This window comes from Nocardia sp. XZ_19_369, assembly GCF_015355715.1.
Classification (GTDB): Bacteria; Actinomycetota; Actinomycetes; order Mycobacteriales; family Mycobacteriaceae; genus Nocardia.
In genome coordinates this window covers 763,730-779,218 of the sequence record NZ_JACVED010000003.1, presented here as the reverse complement: position 1 = coordinate 779,218, position 15,489 = coordinate 763,730, and the positions used below count along the sequence as shown (strand labels likewise).

Genomic DNA, 15,489 nt, shown 5'->3' with positions numbered 1-15,489 from the left:
TACGACGCTAGGACCTCACGTGGCGTGAGGTGCAAGGTCGGATTTCGGGTCGCGGCGGAACACGACCCAGCGCATCGCGCTGTACATGTAGACGGCCTCGCACCCGCCGGCCAGCAGCCTGGCCAGATGGTATTCCAGGCCCAGCGCGGTCAGACCGCTGCCGACACCGAGGATGAAGGCGACGTAGTTGATCGCGACGACCACCCCGTACACGGCGGCCTGCCTGCCGACCGGTGCGTGCGAATGGAAGTTGAAGGTGCGGTTGAGCACGAAACTGAGCCCGAACGCGCACACGTAGGCGATGGTGACCGACAACCACACCGGCAGGCCCCACCAGCCGTGAAAGATGGTGAGCAGTACCAGGTCGACGGCGAAGGTGAAGCTGTTGATCAGCGCGAAGCCGAGGAAAGTCGCGGGGACCAGAGTGTTCAGACCCCACGGCAAGCGCGCGACCACCGCTTCACACCATCGGGTGAACCGGTCCGCGAGGGTGTCGGTGGTTCTCGCCAGCTCGTGCACGCGGCCAGCCTGCCAGCGGCAGATGTCCGTCAGATGATCAAACGGCAAACCCGCCAGGTGCTCGGCTCTGCCGCCCGCGCCCGCTAGCGTGGATGTCGTGGACCTGCATGACCTGATCGACGCGCTCCCTGACGGTGCGGTCGTCACCGATCCCGACCTGCTCGGCAGTTACCGGCAGGACTGGGCCCGCGATCCCGACGCCGGCACGCCACTCGCCGTGGTGCGCGCTACCAGCACCGATGATGTCGCCGCGACGCTGCGCTGGGCGCATGCACACAAGGTGCCGGTGGTGCCGCGCGGCGCGGGCTCCGGCCTGTCCGGCGGCGCCACCGCGGTCGACGGCGGCTTGGTGCTGACTACCGAGCGGATGCGCACGATCACCGTCGACCCGGTCACCCGGACCGCGGTGGTGCAGCCCGGCCTGTTGAACGCCGAGGTGAAGCGCGCGGTCGCCGAGCACGGGCTCTGGTATCCACCCGACCCCTCGTCGTTCGAGATCTGTTCGATCGGCGGCAATGCCGCGACCAACGCGGGCGGGCTGTGCTGCGTGAAATACGGCGTGACAACCGATTACGTGCTCGGCATGGAGGTGGTACTCGCCGACGGCACGGTGGTTCGGCTCGGCGGGCCGCGGCTCAAGGATTCGGCCGGGCTGTCGCTGACCAAGCTGTTCGTCGGCAGCGAGGGCACCCTCGGCATCATTACCGAACTGACGCTGCGGCTGCTGCCCGCGCAACCACCGCAGACCACGGTGGTCGCTACCTTCGCGACGTTGACCGCTGCCATCGACGCGATCCTCGCGATCACCGCCGAATTGCGGCCCGCCATGCTGGAATTCATGGATTCGGTGTCCATCAACGCGGTCGAGGACGAGCTGCGGATGGGGTTGGATCGCAGCGCCGCGGGCCTGCTGGTCGCCCGCTCGGACGCGCCGGGCGAGTTCGCGAAGCGGGAAGCCGAGATCATGGTCGCCGCGTGCGAAAAAGCCGGTGCGGCCGAGGTTTTCCACACCGAAGATCCCGAGGAAGGCGAAGCCTTCACCGCCGCACGGCGTTTCGCCATTCCGGCGGTGGAGAAGCTGGGCACGCTGCTGCTCGAGGATGTCGGAGTGCCGCTGCCCCGGCTCGGCGACCTGGTGACCGGTGTCGCCGAGATCGCCGCGCGCAACGACGTGCTGGTGTCGGTGATCGCGCATGCCGGGGATGGCAACACCCACCCGCTGATCGTGCACGATCCGGCCGACGCCGCCATGACCGAGCGCGCGCATCGCGCGTTCGGCGAGATCATGGACCTGGCGATCGCGCTCGGCGGCACCATTACCGGCGAGCACGGCGTCGGGCGGCTGAAAAAGGCGTGGCTGCCCGATCAGCTCGGCGCGGACGTGATGGCCCTGACCCACCGCATCAAGGACGCGCTCGACCCGCACGGCATTCTCAATCCAGGCGCAATTCTCTAGTCCATGGAACATTTCCGGCCGCGAAGGAGTTCGACAAGATCATGACCACCAGGCTCGAGCACAATGTCGCCGATACTCGTTTCGAGATCTATCTCGACGACACCCTGGCCGGCTACGCCGACTACGCACAGCGTGACGACCCGAAGGTCCGCGATTTCCACCACACCATGACCTTCCCCGAATTCCGCGGCCGTGGCGTCGCCGCCCAAGTGGTCGAATACGCGCTGAAAGACTCGCGCGACAACGGCTACTCCGTCATCCCCACCTGCTGGTACGTCGAGAAATACATCGCCGACCACCGCGAATACGCGGATCTGATCGCCTGATCACGCGAAACGGGTGACCCGAGGAAAAACCTCGGACCACCCGTTCGGCGAAACCGCTATCCGTCAGCGCAGCAGCGCGCGCGACATGACCAGACGCTGAATCTGGTTGGTGCCCTCGTAGATCTGGGTAATCTTCGCATCGCGCATCATCCGCTCCACCGGGAAATCGGTGGTGTAGCCCGCGCCACCGAACAGCTGAACGGCGTTGGTGGTCACCTCCATGGCGACATCGGAGGCGAAACACTTGGCGGCCGCGGAGATGAACCCGAGGTTCTTCTCGCCGCGCTCGGCGCGCGCCGCCGAGGTGTAGACCATGAGGCGGGCGGCCTCGATCTTCATCGCCATATCGGCGAGCATGAACTGGGTGTTCTGGAAGTCGGCGATCGCCTTGCCGAACTGCTTGCGGTCCTTGGTGTAGGCGATGGCCGCGTCGAGCGCGCCCTGCGCGAGGCCGACGGCCTGCGCGCCGATGGTCGGGCGGGTGTGGTCCAGGGTCTGCAGCGCGGTCTTGAAACCGGTGCCCGGCTCGCCGACGATGCGGTCACCCGGCACCCGGCAGTTCTCGAAATACAGTTCCGCCGTAGGCGATCCCTTGATGCCGAGCTTGTGCTCGAGCGGGCCGACCACGAAACCTTCGTCGTCCTTGTGCACCAGGAACGCCGAAATACCGTTGGCGCCCTTGTCCGCATCGGTCACCGCCATGACGGTGTACCAGGAAGACTTGCCGCCGTTGGTGATCCAGCACTTGGAGCCGTTGAGGATCCAGTCGTCGCCCTCTTGCTTCGCGCGGGTGCGCATGCCCGCGGCGTCGGAACCGGCCTCGCGCTCGGACAGCGCGTAGGAGGCCATCTCGCCATTGACGATGTCCGGCAACACTTTTTGCTTGAGTTCCTCGGAGCCGTTGAGGATCAGGCCCATGGTGCCGAGCTTGTTCACGGCGGGGATGAGCGAGGAGGAGCCGCAGACGCGGGCGACCTCTTCGATCACGATGCAGGTGGCCACCGAGTCGGCGCCCTGGCCGCCGTAGGCCTCCGGCACGTGCACCGCGTTGAAGCCCGCCGCGTTGAGCGCGGTCAGCGCCTCCTCGGGGAAGCGGGAGTTACCGTCGACGTCCTTGGCGTGCGGAGCGATCTCCTTCTCCGCCAGCCCGCGGATGGCCGCACGCAGTTCGTCGTGGAAGTCCTCGAGCTTGAACAGGTCGAAATCGGGGTTTCCCGCCATGGGGCTCTCCTGGTCGTCGGTACACGTCGGCACTCAGTGCCACACCATTCTGGAGTATACGCCCAGGAACGGCCGCAACGTGCGGATACTCCCTGGCACTCAGTGTCAGATTGGTCGCACTGACCTAGATCAGAGACTACCGAGTTTGCGGGCGACGAGATCGGCGACCTGCCGGGGTGGGGTATCGCGGGGAAACACCGCGACGACCAGCTCATCGGCGGCGGGTCGCCGCGCGCCGCGCGGAATCGCGGCCAGTTCGACGCGCAGATCCGCCGCGCCCGCGTCCGACTCCCCGCGCACCATGCGCCGCAGCAGATAGTTGTGCGTGGCGGTCACCGCGGCGGTGTACTGCACCCGCGCCAGATCCGGCTCCTCGGGCAGCCGATCGCGCAGGTAGTCGGTGAACAACCGCTCGTAGCGGAACACGGTCACGATCTCGCGTTCGCGCAGTGCGGGCACCCGCCGCACCACCTGATACCGCCGCGCCGCGATCTCCCGCCACTGGGTGAACCGCTCGAAGACCTGCACCACCGCCTCGCACACGGTCTCCCACGGGTCTCCCCCGTGCGCGGTTAGAAACTCCGCAGCCTGTGCCAGCTGCGACTCGTGATCGGCGAAGATCACGTCCTCTTTCGAGCGGAACTGCCGGAAGAACGTCCGCCGGGAAATCCCCGCCGCCTCCGCGATCTCCTCGACCGTGGTCGCCTCGTACCCCTGCTCCGCGAACAACCGCAACGCCTGATCGACCACGGTCAGCCGGAACCGCGTGTTGTCGTCCCCGCTGCGCGGGCGGATGTCACCAGTAGTCACCCGCTCACCGTAGCGAGCCGAGCACGCGGGTTTACGTACCCGCGATGTTTCCGGGTCAGCCCAGGAGTTTGCTGCGCAGCGCCTGGTCTTTTTCGAGGACCATCTTTTCCAGCCCTGCTTGGAACTGCACCATGCGGGCGCGCAGGTCCGCGTCGTGGGCGGCGAGGATGCGGACCGCGAGCAGGCCTGCGTTGCGGGCGCCACCGATGGAGACGGTGGCCACCGGGACGCCAGCGGGCATTTGGACGATGGACAGCAGGGAGTCCATGCCGTCGAGGTATTTGAGGGGGACGGGGACGCCGATGACGGGCAGCGGGGTGGCGGAGGCAACCATGCCGGGCAGATGGGCGGCGCCACCCGCGCCCGCGATGATCACCTGAAGGCCGCGGTCGGCGGCTTCGCGCGCGTAGTCGAGCATGCGCTGCGGCGTGCGGTGCGCCGAGACGACGCCGACCTCGAAGCGAATGCCGAACTCCGCCAACGCTTCCGCGGCGGCTTCCATGGTCGGCCAGTCCGAATCGCTGCCCATGATCAGGCCGACCTGCGGGTTACTCATGCGTGCGCCTCACTTCGCTTGTCTGCCAGATCGATTCGCGCACCACGCTCACGCGTGCGGATCCCATCCATCGGTCCATACCGCGTGCGACATCCAATGTGCCGCTCGCTCAGCCTTTTCCCGCACCGCGGCGACGTCGTCACCGAGGATGTTGATGTGCCCGATCTTGCGGTCGGGGCGTTCGCCCTTGCCGTACATGTGCACCTTGGCGTCGGGCATCCGTGCGAACAGATGGTGCAGGCGCTCGTCCATCGACATGGCCGGCGCCGCGGCCGCGCCGAGGATATTGGCCATCACCGTGACGGGGGCCAGCGGGCTGGTGTCGCCGAGCGGGTAATCCAAAACCGCGCGCAGGTGCTGCTCGAACTGACCGGTGCGGGCGCCGTCCATGCCCCAGTGCCCGGAGTTGTGCGGGCGCATCGCCAGCTCGTTCACCAGCAGCTTGCCGTCGTGGGTTTCGAACAGCTCCACCGCCATCGCGCCGACGACGCCGAGCTCCCTGGCCAGGTTCAGCGCCAGCGTCTCCGCGGCGGCGGCCAGGTCGTCATCGAGGTCCGGCGCAGGCGCGATCACCACGGCGCACTGACCGTTGCGCTGCACGGTCTGCACCACCGGCCAGGTCGCGGCCTGCCCGAACGGCGAGCGCGCCACCATCGCCGAGAGTTCGCGCTTGAGATCCACCTTCGCCTCGGCGAGCAGTTGCACGCCGTGCGCGAGCTGCTCGGCCACGATCGTCGCGGCCTCGTCGGCCGACTCCGGCATCCACACACCGCGACCGTCGTAGCCGCCGCGCACCGCCTTGAGCACGATCCGCCAGCCCTGCTCGTCGCCGAACCGCACCGCCTCGTCGACGGTCGTCACCGGCGCGAACGCGGGCACCGGCAGACCGAGCTCGGACAGCTTGACCCGCATGGCCAGCTTGTCCTGCGCGAAGACCAGGGCTCGCGGCGGCGGCTGCACGTTCACGCCCTCGGCGACCAGCGCCTCGAGATGCTCGGTCGGCACACCCTCGTGGTCGAAGGTCAGCGCGTGCGACCCGACGGCCGCCTTGCGCAGCGCGGCCAGATCGGTGTGACTGCCGAACACGATCTCGGGGCTGACCTGGGCGGCCGGGTCGTCCGGATGTTCGGCGAGCACCCGTAGCCGCTGGCCGAGCGCGATGGCCGCCTGATGCGTCATGCGCGCCAACTGGCCACCGCCGATCATTGTGACGGTGGGCATAGCAGAGGGATCAAAGGACCGGCCGGTACTCACGTCGGACAATATTGTCATAACCGGCGGAAATGCCCTCGCGCGGGAGCCGCGCAACGGTGTCCGGCGGCAGTCCCCAGCGGTTGGACGACCCGAAGCGAGACCACCGGCTAGCGGTACACTCGGCCCCGTGTCATTCGTCGACGACGTGGTGAGCGTCCTTCCCAGGCCTGTCGCAAGGATCGCGCTCCGGCATCGGGAACTGATCAAGTTCGCCATCGTCGGTGCGACAACCTTTGTGATCGACAGCGGCATCTTCTATGCCCTGAAATGGACGGTGCTTTCCGAGAAGCCGGTCACCGCGAAGATAATCTCCGGTGTCATCGCGGTTATCGCGTCCTACATCCTGAATCGCGAATGGTCGTTCCGGAACCGGGGCGGTCGCGAACGGCATCACGAGGCCTTGCTGTTCTTCGGAGTCAGCGGCGTCGGCGTGGTTCTCGCCTTCATTCCGCTGTGGATCTCCAGTTACGTCTTCGATCTGCGCCAGCCCGATGTCAGCTTCACCGTCGAGAACATCGCGGACTTCATCAGCGCCTTCGTCATCGGCAACCTGCTGCAGATGGCATTTCGATTCTGGGCGATGCGCCGCTGGGTATTCCCCGACGAGATGAACGAGATCGCCGCCGAATTCGAAGACCTGGTCGAAGAGGAATTCGGCCGCAACTGAGCGGTCCGCTCAGCGCGGCTCGGTAACCACCGCGTTCTGCGTGCGATACGCCGACGAACCGAGGAACACCGCGAACAACGCGGGCCTGCGCCGCTGCAACTCGAGCCGCCCGCCGTCGGCCTCCACCAGCGCCCGCGCCAACGCCAGCCCCACCCCGGTCGAGCCACCCGCGGAGAATCCCCGATCGAAGATGTGCGGCGCCAGCTCGTCGCGCACCCCGTCCCCCTCGTCGGCGACCTCCACACACACCAGCGGATCTCGATCGACCCCGGGACGCACCGTCCGCACCGACACCGTGCAGGTCCCGCCGCCGTGCATCAGCGCGTTGTCCACCAGCACCGCGACCGCCTCGCGCAAACGCGAACCGGTGATCGGCGCCAGCAACGACTCGTCCCCGGTGAGGGTCAGCGCCCGGCCCTTCTCGGCGAACGGATGCGTCCACTCGGCGACGACGCCGCGCAGCTCCGCCATCACCGGCACCGGGTCGAGATCGGCGGCGTCCTCGTCGCGGGAGGCGCGGACCAGATCGTCGATCGCCTCGGTGAGCCGATCGACCTGCGCCATCGCCTCCTCCGCCTCGTGCACCACCTCGGGGTCGGCGTGGGTGGACAACTCGTCCAGCCGCAACCGCACCGCGGTGAGCCGGCTGCGCAGCTGATGCGAGACGTCGGCCACCAGGGCGTGCTCGCGCTGGAGCCGCCCGGCGATCTCGACGGTGGCCGAGTCGAGCACGTCGGAGACGCGATCGAGTTCGGAGATGCCGTGCCTGCGCGGGTCCGGCCGGAAATCGCCCATCGCCAGCCGGGCGGCCCTGGCCGCCACATCGCGCAGCGGATCGGCGACCCGGCGCGCGGTGATCACCGCGACCGAGACCGCGGCGCCGAGCGAGGCCAGCACCGCCAGCGCCACCACGCCGACGGCCTGGCGCTGCCGTGCGTGCATCGGCGCCGAGGGCACCTCCAGGCGCAGCGAGCCCTTGGTGCCCATGGACAGCGACTCGACCAGGGGGTCGGTCACCTGGTCCGCGCCGACGTCCGCGCGCGAGGCGTTGTCGTGCGGCGCCGGATAGATGATGGTGAGCTTGCCGTCCTGCGGTAGCAACGGTTCCACCGCGCGGGTATCGAGCTCGCCGAGCACCATGCCGTCGCCGTGTTCCTGGACGATGATCGCCGCGGCGATGCGCTCCAGTTTGCCCTGCAGATCGTCGCGGGTGATGTCCTCCACCCACAGCCAGGCCGTGTAGATCAGCGGCACCCCGAGTACCACCGTGGTGAGCGTCAGCACGGTGAGCATGGACCGCAGGATTCTGCGCCGCACGTCAGTCGGTATTCAGCCGGAACCCGACACCGCGCACCGTGACGATGCGCCGCTCGGCCATCGGCCCCTCGTCGCCGATCTTGCGGCGCAGCCAGGACATGTGCATATCCAGCGTCTTGGAGCCGCGCAGCTCGGCGTCGCCCCAGACCTCGCGCAGGATCGTCTCGCGCGGCACCACCTGGCCCGCCCGGTCGATCAGCACCTTCAGCAACTCGTATTCCTTGTTCGCCAGGCCGATCTCGATGCCGTTCACCAGCACCCGGCGCGCGGCGGGCTCCAGTCGGATGCCGCCGACCTCCACCGTGTCGTCGCCGATGCCGCTGCGCCGCAACAACGCCCGCACCCGGGCGAGCAGCTCGGCGAGCCGGAACGGCTTACCGACGTAGTCGTCGGCGCCCGCGTCCAACCCGACCACGAAGTCGACCTCGTCGGTACGCGCGGTGAGCATCAGCACGGCCAGGTCGGCGCCGCGAGCCCGCACCTGGCGGCAGACCTCGAGCCCGTCCATACCGGGCAGGCCGAGGTCGAGGATGAGCAGATCGTGATGGCCCTCCAGGGCCCGCTCCAGCACGGCGGGACCGAAGCGCTCGACGGTGACCGAGTACCCCTCGCGCCCCAGTGCGCGCGACAACGGCGCGGCGATCGCCTCGTCGTCTTCTGCTAGCAGTACGGCCGTCATTTGACCAGGTTAACGGTAGTCGCCGCGCTCGTCCCAGCGCGCGCCGCGCCCGTTGTCGCTCTGTTCGACATCGAAGACCTGGTGGTACAGCAGCGCGTGCACCTTCTGCACCGCCGGGATGTCGTCGAACTCGAGCGGTTCGGAGGAGGACGACTCGATGATCAGGGTGCCGGTGCCGAGCATCCGGTCGAACAGCCCGTGCCGGAACTGCACGCTCGAGATGCGGCTCATCGGAATGTCGATGCCGGTGTGCGTGAGCACGCCCTGGCGCACCAGCACCCGCCGTTCGGTGATGATGAAATGCGTCGTCTTCCAACTGAGAACCGGTACGACACAACGCCATACGATGATGATCAGCCAGATGACGAGCACCGCGATCAGCAGCGTCGTCCGCGCGGTCCCCTCGGCTTTACGCGAGGCGATTCCCCCGGCGAAACCGGCGAGCGCGGTGGCGACGATCAAGGTCACGATCGGCCAGAACAGCATCTTCCAGTGCGGATGACGATGCAGGATCAGCTGCTCTTCCGGCGCGAGTACGTCCTCCGGATACCCCATGGCCGGAACACTACCGCGTGAAGATGCCGAAATGCCTGACACCGGACCGGGTCGTGCTGCACAATCGTCTGCCTGCGTGTGTCGCACCCGCGCGGCCGCGAGCGTTCGCTCGCGTCGATGCTCTCAGTTGTGGAGTTCTCCGCTCGATCTGGCTCGTAGCTCTGTCCGTAACCAGCTCTGCTCGAACAACGTCGACGAACAACGACCTCGGAGGCATGTGTGACCAAGGACCTGACTCAGCTGGAGATCCTGACCGAACTCCAGCCGGTGGCCGAACAGAATCTCAATCGGCACCTTTCGCTGGCGCGGGAATGGCACCCGCACGACTACATCCCGTGGGACGAGGGTCGCAACTTCGCCGCGCTGGGCGGTGTCGACTGGGCACCGGAGCAGTCGAAGCTGAGCGAGGTCGCCAAGGTCGCGATGATCACCAACCTGCTCACCGAGGACAACCTGCCCTCCTACCACCGCGAGATCGCCGAGAACTTCTCCCAGGACGGCGCGTGGGGCACCTGGGTCGGCCGCTGGACCGCCGAAGAAAACCGGCACGGCATCGCCATCCGCGACTACCTGGTGGTCACCCGCGGCGTCGATCCGGTCGCCCTGGAGCAGGCCAGGATGATCCACATGACCAATGGCGTTTCGGCGCCGGACAACTGGGGCGGATTCCTGGAAAGCGTTACCTACGTGACGTTCCAGGAGCTGGCCACCCGGGTCAGTCACCGCAACACCGGCAAGGTCTGTGACGACCCGATCGCCGACCGCATGCTGCAGCGCATCGCCGCCGACGAGAACCTGCACATGATCTTCTACCGCAACATGTGCGGCGCGGGCATCGACCTGGCACCCGATCAGGCGATGATGGCGATCACGAAGATCCTGACCCACTTCATCATGCCGGGCGCGGGGATGCCCAACTTCCGCCGCAACGGCGTGCTGATGGCCAAGCACGGCATCTACGACCTGCGCCAGCACCTCGAGGACGTGGTGGCGCCGGTGCTCAAGCACTGGAACATCTTCGACCGCAACGACTTCGGGCCGCGTGGCGAGCAGGCACGCGAGGAACTCGGGGTATTCATCGAGAAGCTGGAGCAGGACGTGCTGAAGTTCGAGGAGCAGCGCGACCGCATGTTCGCCAGGGAAGCGGCGAAGGCCGCGTTGCAGCCCGCCTGAGCATTCGAACAGCCGCACAGCTTCCGGCTTTCCGTACTGCGACGCGCAGATGGGAAGCCAGAACTTGTGCGGCTGTTCGGTTTTCGATACGTCAGTAGCCGGCGCGCAGGTGGGTGACGTCGCCCGCGGAGACCGGCTTGTCGCCGATCAACAGCCGGCCCGCGTCGTCGATGTCGGTGGCGATACCGGTCAACGTCTGACCACCGGGCAGTTCGGCGCGCACCTCGGCACCCAGCGTCGCGCAGCGCTCCCGGTAGGCGGCGGCGAGGTCGGCCGTCTGCCAGCCCGCGTCGCGCCACGCGGTGAAGCGGCGGGCGAATTCGGTCAGCATCGACTGCACGATCAGCGTCCGGTCGGTCACCTCGGCCCCGGCCACGGTGAGCGAAATGGCATGCGGCACCGGCAGTTCCGCCTCGGTGAGGCTGACGTTCAGCCCCACGCCGACGACCACCGCCGGTACCTCGTTGCCCGACGCGACCTCAGCCAGGATGCCCGCCACTTTGCGGCCATCGATCAGCACATCGTTGGGCCACTTGAGGTTCGCGGCGACACCGGCCGTCGCGCGCAGTGCGTCCACCACGGCAATGCCGGTGAGCAACGGCAGCCAGCCGAGCACCGCCGGCTCGATGCCGGGCAGCCGCACCAGCAGCGACATCGAGATCTGAGCTCGCGGTGGGCTGACCCACGTGCGTGCGTGTCGGCCACGCCCTTGCTCCTGCGCCTCTGCAAGGAGTACCGCGCGATCGGCGTCCGGTTCGCCTGCTCGCGCGATCAGGTCCGCGTTGGTGGACCCGGTCGACTCCACCACCTCGATGTGGCGGAAGAACGACAGCTCGGGCGATTCGATGAGACTGCGTCGCAACTGCTCTGCAGCCAAAGGGGACCTGGTCACAGGGGCAGGCTACTTGGTGCGGGGTAGTCCGCCCGACGAGGTCGTATGCGACTAACCGACGAGCAGGTAGTCGATACTCGGTGCGCGGGCCGCACCGTCGACGCCCTCAGCGTCGCTGGGCGCCGTCTCGGTCCGGAAATCCGGGTCGACTATCGTCGGCTCGGTCTCGAACTCGTGCCAGCTCGTCCATGACGCCGCGGCCGCGTATTCCGCGACGGTCTTGCTCCATTCCCACATATCTGGGCTCCTCCCCCTGAGCACGAAAACTGGACTCCTCCAGGCTAACTGGACACCCATGGCGGCCGATACCGATTTTCTACCGGCGCAAACGCGCCAAAACGCCTGGAATCGCGCTTCCACATGGCGATCTAGCTGCGCTTTTTTACCCACCGGTAGCCCCTACTGGGTTAGTGGGAAGCACTGCTACTGGTTACACTCCGGAGCCATGACGAGTGTCCAGCAGCAGTCCGCGCAAGATCCGGCGGGCGCCCCCGACATCCACACCACCGCCGGGAAGCTGGCTGACCTGCGGAATCGGCTGGAAGAGGCGCAGCACCCGATGGGTGAGGCCGCGGTCGACAAGGTGCACGCCAAGGGCAAGATGACTGCCCGCGAGCGCATCCTGGCGCTGCTGGACGAGGGTTCCTTCGTCGAACTCGACGCACTCGCGCGGCACCGCAGCGTGAACTTCGGCCTGGACAAGAACCGGCCGCTCGGCGACGGCGTGGTGACCGGCTACGGCACCATCGACGGCCGCGACATCTGCATCTTCAGCCAGGACGTCACCGTGTTCGGCGGCAGCCTCGGCGAGGTCTACGGCGAGAAGATCGTCAAGGTGATGGATCTGGCGCTCAAGACCGGCCGTCCGCTGGTCGGCATCAACGAGGGCGCGGGCGCGCGCATCCAGGAGGGTGTCGTCTCGCTCGGCCTCTACGGCGAGATCTTCCACCGCAACATCCAGGCCTCCGGCGTGATCCCGCAGATCTCGCTGATCATGGGCCCGGCCGCGGGCGGGCACGTGTACTCCCCCGCGCTCACCGACTTCGTGGTGATGGTCGACGGGACCAGCCAGATGTTCGTCACCGGCCCCGACGTCATCAAGACGGTCACCGGCGAGGACGTCACCATGGAGGACCTCGGTGGCGCGCACACGCACATGGTGAAATCCGGTGTCGCGCACTACGTCGCCTCCGGTGAACAGGACGCGCTCGACTACGTCAAGGACCTGCTGTCCTACCTGCCGAGCAACAACCGCGCCGAGGCGCCGCGCTTCCCGGCCACCGACCCGATCGAAGGCGCGATCGAGGACTCGCTCACCGACGAGGACCGCGAGCTGGACTCGATCATCCCGGACTCACCGAACCAGCCCTACGACATGCACGAGGTGATCCGTCGCCTGCTCGACGACGACGAGTTCCTCGAGGTGCAGGCCGAGCGCGCGATGAACATCATCGTCGGCTTCGGCCGGATCGACGGCCGCAGCGTCGGCATCGTGGCCAACCAGCCCACCCAGTTCGCCGGCTGCCTCGACATCGACGCCTCGGAGAAGGCCGCGCGGTTCGTGCGCACCTGCGACGCGTTCAACATTCCGATCCTCACCCTGGTCGACGTGCCCGGCTTCCTGCCCGGCACCGGGCAGGAGTACAACGGCATCATCCGGCGCGGCGCGAAGCTGCTCTACGCCTACGGCGAGGCGACTGTGGGAAAGATCACGGTCATCACCCGCAAGGCCTATGGCGGCGCCTACGACGTGATGGGTTCCAAGCACATGGGTGCCGATGTGAACCTGGCTTGGCCGACCGCGCAGATCGCCGTGATGGGTGCCTCGGGCGCCGTCGGTTTCGTCTACCGCAAGCAGCTGCAAGAAGCCGCGACCGGCGGCGAAGACGTCGATGCGCTGCGGCTGCAGCTGCAGAACGAGTACGAGGACACCTTGGTGAACCCGTACGTCGCGGCCGAGCGCGGTTACGTGGACGCGGTCATCCCGCCCTCGCACACCCGCGGCCAGATCGTCTCGGCGCTGCGGTTGCTGGAGCGCAAGATGGTAACTCTGCCTCCGAAGAAGCACGGCAACATTCCGCTGTGATTCAGACCGCAACACCCGGTTGGGGTACAGCGATACCCTCGGTATGCCGCGCACACTGGTTACAGAGACGCAATGAGTGGATCCGAGGGTGATCGCATCACCCGTCCGCTGGTTTCGCATCAGGGAACACGCCTGATCAGGCAAAGAGAGGATCTGGCACTGTGACGACCGTGGCAGAAGAAGATGTTTTGACCGCCGCCGAACTGGACCTGACCGTCGGCTCGCTCGACGACGAGGTCGAGGCGGCGCACCACGTCGACGGGGCAGCGGCGACCGAGTCCGCGGCCGAGGCGGCCAAGCCGTTCTTCACCGTCGTGAAGGGCAACCCGAGCGACGAGGAGATCGCGGCGCTGGTCTGCGTGCTGACCGCGGCCGCGAACGACAGCGCGGCCGGTCCGTCCGGCCCGCCGGACATGTGGGGCCGCCCCACCTTCATGCACCGGGGCACCTCCCCGTTCTCCCCCTACGCCTTCCCACAGCTGTCGCACCTGCGCGGGTGAAGTTCGTCCTCGCCTCCGCCTCCCCGGCCCGCCGCGAAGTGCTGCGCTCGGCGGGCATCGACCCGATCGTCCGGGTGTCCGACGTGGACGAGGACGCGATCGCGGCCGCGCTGCCCGAGGGCACCGCACCCGACGTTGTCGTCGTCCAACTGGCCAGGGCAAAAGCCGCGGCGGTCGCCGCGACGATCCCCGAACTCGCCGCCGATTGTGTTGTCGTCGGCTGTGATTCGATGCTGCTGGTGGACGGCGAGCTCCAGGGCAAGCCGCACACCGCCGAGGTGGCCAGGGCCCGCTGGGGTGAAATGGCCGGGCGCAGCGCCGATCTGGTGACCGGGCACTGCGTCCTTCGCCTCCAGGACGGCCGCATCACCGCCGAAGCGATCGACTGCAGTTCCACCACAGTGCATTTCGCCAAGCCGGAGCCCGACGAGCTGGACGCCTACATCGCCACCGGCGAACCGCTCCAGGTGGCGGGCGCGTTCACCCTCGACGGGCTCGGCGGCTGGTTCGTAGACCGCATCGACGGCGATCCGTCGAGCGTCATCGGGATCGGGCTACCACTGCTGCGCCGACTGCTTGGCGACGTTGGGGTCGCCGTTACGCAGCTGTGGGGCCACCCGGCCGGCTGACGGCGGCGCGATCAGCGGCTCGGAGCCGCAGGTGTCGCCGACCGCGGGCACCGTGGCGACCTCGCGGTTGTCCGGCTCGCGCCGCAGTTCCGTTTCCCGGCGCAATTCGGTGTCGCGACGCAGTTCCGTCTCCCGACGCGTGTCCTGTTCGCGCCGCGCCAGCATCTCCAGCCGGACCACACACAGTTCCGGCTCGACGAACGGATGCAGGCGCACATTCACGTCGCCGCGTGCGCCGTTGCGGTCCAAGACCTCTTTGATCAGACCCAGGTGCACACCGCACACCACCTCGGAGTGGGTGCGCGCGAGTTCCCGCAGCGGGCAGGCCGTGAGCCGGATCAGCGCCTGCTCGGCGGTCTCGTTCGGATCGCGTTCCGGCGCGAAGCCCAGCTCCGAAAGCAGCGTCATGGTGACGTCTTTGGCGTCCTCCAGCGACTCGACCCGATGGTCACCGGCGTCCAGTTTCGCGCCCCAGGCCCGGCCTGCCGCGATGGCCGCCTCGGACCGTCGGCGCGGGTCGGGGCCGAGTTGGTCGGCGAGCACCTGTGCGAGTTCCTGGTAGCCGACCGATCGCTGCACCGCGCTGTAACCGATGCGCGGACGTCCGCGACCGCGGGGCGGTTGCTGAAATTGCCGCACCAGAGATTCCCGGGTGAGCACGTCCAGATGAAACCGAACCGTGGTGACGTGTTGTCCGGTGATTCTGGCCAGTTCCTGGGCGTCGAGAGGCTCGCTGGCGCCACGTAGGATCGCGAGCAGTCGCCGCCGCGGCCAAGAATCGGACATAGCTCACCCCTCCTCCCGGGAGACTTTATCGGATGCAGGTGCGATTTATTCGCTCATTCAGCC

At 67.5% G+C, this 15,489-nt stretch carries 17 protein-coding genes and 1 pseudogene; 7 read left to right on the top strand and 11 right to left on the bottom strand.

Features of this window, described 5'->3' with window-relative positions:
• Positions 1-15: 15 nt before the first annotated feature.
• Entirely contained in the window at positions 16-519 is a 504-nt protein-coding gene (locus tag IBX18_RS15015; protein WP_234390728.1) for a GtrA family protein, read from the bottom strand.
• A gap of 97 nt (positions 520-616) precedes the next feature.
• Between IBX18_RS15015 and IBX18_RS15010 the strand changes: the two genes are divergently transcribed.
• Together IBX18_RS15010 and IBX18_RS15005 are read left to right on the top strand one after the other, a co-directional pair.
• Positions 617-1,975, top strand: a complete 1,359-nt coding sequence (locus tag IBX18_RS15010) for an FAD-binding oxidoreductase (RefSeq protein WP_194834246.1) — start codon at positions 617-619, stop codon at positions 1,973-1,975.
• Between the two features lie 41 nt (positions 1,976-2,016).
• Positions 2,017-2,301: a GNAT family N-acetyltransferase gene (locus tag IBX18_RS15005; protein ID WP_147129262.1), complete on the top strand. Its 285-nt coding sequence runs from the start codon at positions 2,017-2,019 to the stop codon at positions 2,299-2,301.
• Between the two features lie 63 nt (positions 2,302-2,364).
• Here the strand turns inward: IBX18_RS15005 and IBX18_RS15000 are convergent, their stop codons facing one another.
• The 4 genes from IBX18_RS15000 to IBX18_RS14985 all read right to left on the bottom strand — a co-directional run bounded on the left by IBX18_RS15000 (position 2,365) and on the right by IBX18_RS14985 (position 6,160).
• Positions 2,365-3,522 (bottom strand): acyl-CoA dehydrogenase, encoded by a 1,158-nt coding sequence (locus IBX18_RS15000; RefSeq protein ID WP_135235011.1) that lies wholly within the window; start codon positions 3,520-3,522, stop codon positions 2,365-2,367.
• Positions 3,523-3,651: 129 nt separating this feature from the next.
• Positions 3,652-4,332: a TetR family transcriptional regulator gene (locus IBX18_RS14995; RefSeq protein WP_194834245.1), complete on the bottom strand. Its 681-nt coding sequence runs from the start codon at positions 4,330-4,332 to the stop codon at positions 3,652-3,654.
• 55 nt (positions 4,333-4,387) lie between these two features.
• A complete protein-coding gene (purE, locus tag IBX18_RS14990) occupies positions 4,388-4,888 on the bottom strand; it encodes a 5-(carboxyamino)imidazole ribonucleotide mutase (RefSeq protein WP_194834244.1) in 501 nt (166 codons plus the stop codon).
• A gap of 48 nt (positions 4,889-4,936) precedes the next feature.
• Entirely contained in the window at positions 4,937-6,160 is a 1,224-nt protein-coding gene (locus IBX18_RS14985; RefSeq protein ID WP_194834243.1) for a 5-(carboxyamino)imidazole ribonucleotide synthase, read from the bottom strand.
• 109 nt (positions 6,161-6,269) lie between these two features.
• Here IBX18_RS14985 and IBX18_RS14980 point away from each other — a divergent pair.
• Positions 6,270-6,794 (top strand): annotated as a pseudogene (locus IBX18_RS14980) (GtrA family protein); the annotation flags it as partial.
• A 24-nt stretch (positions 6,795-6,818) separates the two neighbouring features.
• Here IBX18_RS14980 and IBX18_RS14975 read toward each other — a convergent pair.
• From IBX18_RS14975 to IBX18_RS14965, 3 genes are read right to left on the bottom strand one after another with little or no spacing between them, the layout of a single operon-like run.
• Positions 6,819-8,126, bottom strand: coding sequence for a HAMP domain-containing sensor histidine kinase (locus IBX18_RS14975; RefSeq protein WP_194834242.1), 1,308 nt, complete (start codon positions 8,124-8,126; stop codon positions 6,819-6,821).
• A gap of 1 nt (position 8,127) precedes the next feature.
• Positions 8,128-8,805: a response regulator transcription factor gene (locus IBX18_RS14970; protein ID WP_135235006.1), complete on the bottom strand. Its 678-nt coding sequence runs from the start codon at positions 8,803-8,805 to the stop codon at positions 8,128-8,130.
• Positions 8,806-8,814: 9 nt separating this feature from the next.
• Complete coding sequence (locus IBX18_RS14965) at positions 8,815-9,360, bottom strand: PH domain-containing protein (RefSeq protein WP_194834241.1); 546 nt, start codon at positions 9,358-9,360, stop codon at positions 8,815-8,817.
• Positions 9,361-9,579: 219 nt separating this feature from the next.
• Between IBX18_RS14965 and IBX18_RS14960 the strand changes: the two genes are divergently transcribed.
• Positions 9,580-10,533: an acyl-ACP desaturase gene (locus IBX18_RS14960; RefSeq protein ID WP_194834240.1), complete on the top strand. Its 954-nt coding sequence runs from the start codon at positions 9,580-9,582 to the stop codon at positions 10,531-10,533.
• 91 nt (positions 10,534-10,624) lie between these two features.
• Here the strand turns inward: IBX18_RS14960 and IBX18_RS14955 are convergent, their stop codons facing one another.
• Both IBX18_RS14955 and IBX18_RS14950 read right to left on the bottom strand, forming a co-directional pair.
• Positions 10,625-11,425, bottom strand: coding sequence for a biotin--[acetyl-CoA-carboxylase] ligase (locus IBX18_RS14955; RefSeq protein ID WP_194834239.1), 801 nt, complete (start codon positions 11,423-11,425; stop codon positions 10,625-10,627).
• 51 nt (positions 11,426-11,476) lie between these two features.
• Positions 11,477-11,662, bottom strand: a complete 186-nt coding sequence (locus tag IBX18_RS14950; protein ID WP_194834238.1) for a hypothetical protein — start codon at positions 11,660-11,662, stop codon at positions 11,477-11,479.
• Between the two features lie 208 nt (positions 11,663-11,870).
• On the opposite strand from IBX18_RS14950, the gene IBX18_RS14945 reads away from it, so the two are divergent.
• The 3 genes from IBX18_RS14945 to IBX18_RS14935 all read left to right on the top strand — a co-directional run bounded on the left by IBX18_RS14945 (position 11,871) and on the right by IBX18_RS14935 (position 14,640).
• The gene (locus IBX18_RS14945; protein WP_194834237.1) at positions 11,871-13,511 is read left to right on the top strand and encodes an acyl-CoA carboxylase subunit beta; all 1,641 of its coding nucleotides are present in this window, start codon (positions 11,871-11,873) and stop codon (positions 13,509-13,511) included.
• A gap of 161 nt (positions 13,512-13,672) precedes the next feature.
• Complete coding sequence (locus tag IBX18_RS14940) at positions 13,673-14,011, top strand: acyl-CoA carboxylase subunit epsilon (protein ID WP_194834236.1); 339 nt, start codon at positions 13,673-13,675, stop codon at positions 14,009-14,011.
• Positions 14,008-14,640 (top strand): nucleoside triphosphate pyrophosphatase, encoded by a 633-nt coding sequence (locus IBX18_RS14935; RefSeq protein WP_194834235.1) that lies wholly within the window; start codon positions 14,008-14,010, stop codon positions 14,638-14,640. Before IBX18_RS14940 ends, IBX18_RS14935 begins: the two co-directional genes overlap by 4 nt.
• On the opposite strand, the gene IBX18_RS14930 is transcribed toward IBX18_RS14935, so the two are convergent.
• A complete protein-coding gene (locus tag IBX18_RS14930) occupies positions 14,566-15,426 on the bottom strand; it encodes a metalloregulator ArsR/SmtB family transcription factor (protein ID WP_194834234.1) in 861 nt (286 codons plus the stop codon). The two genes, IBX18_RS14935 and IBX18_RS14930, sit on opposite strands and share 75 nt — an antisense overlap.
• Positions 15,427-15,489 lie beyond the last annotated feature (63 nt).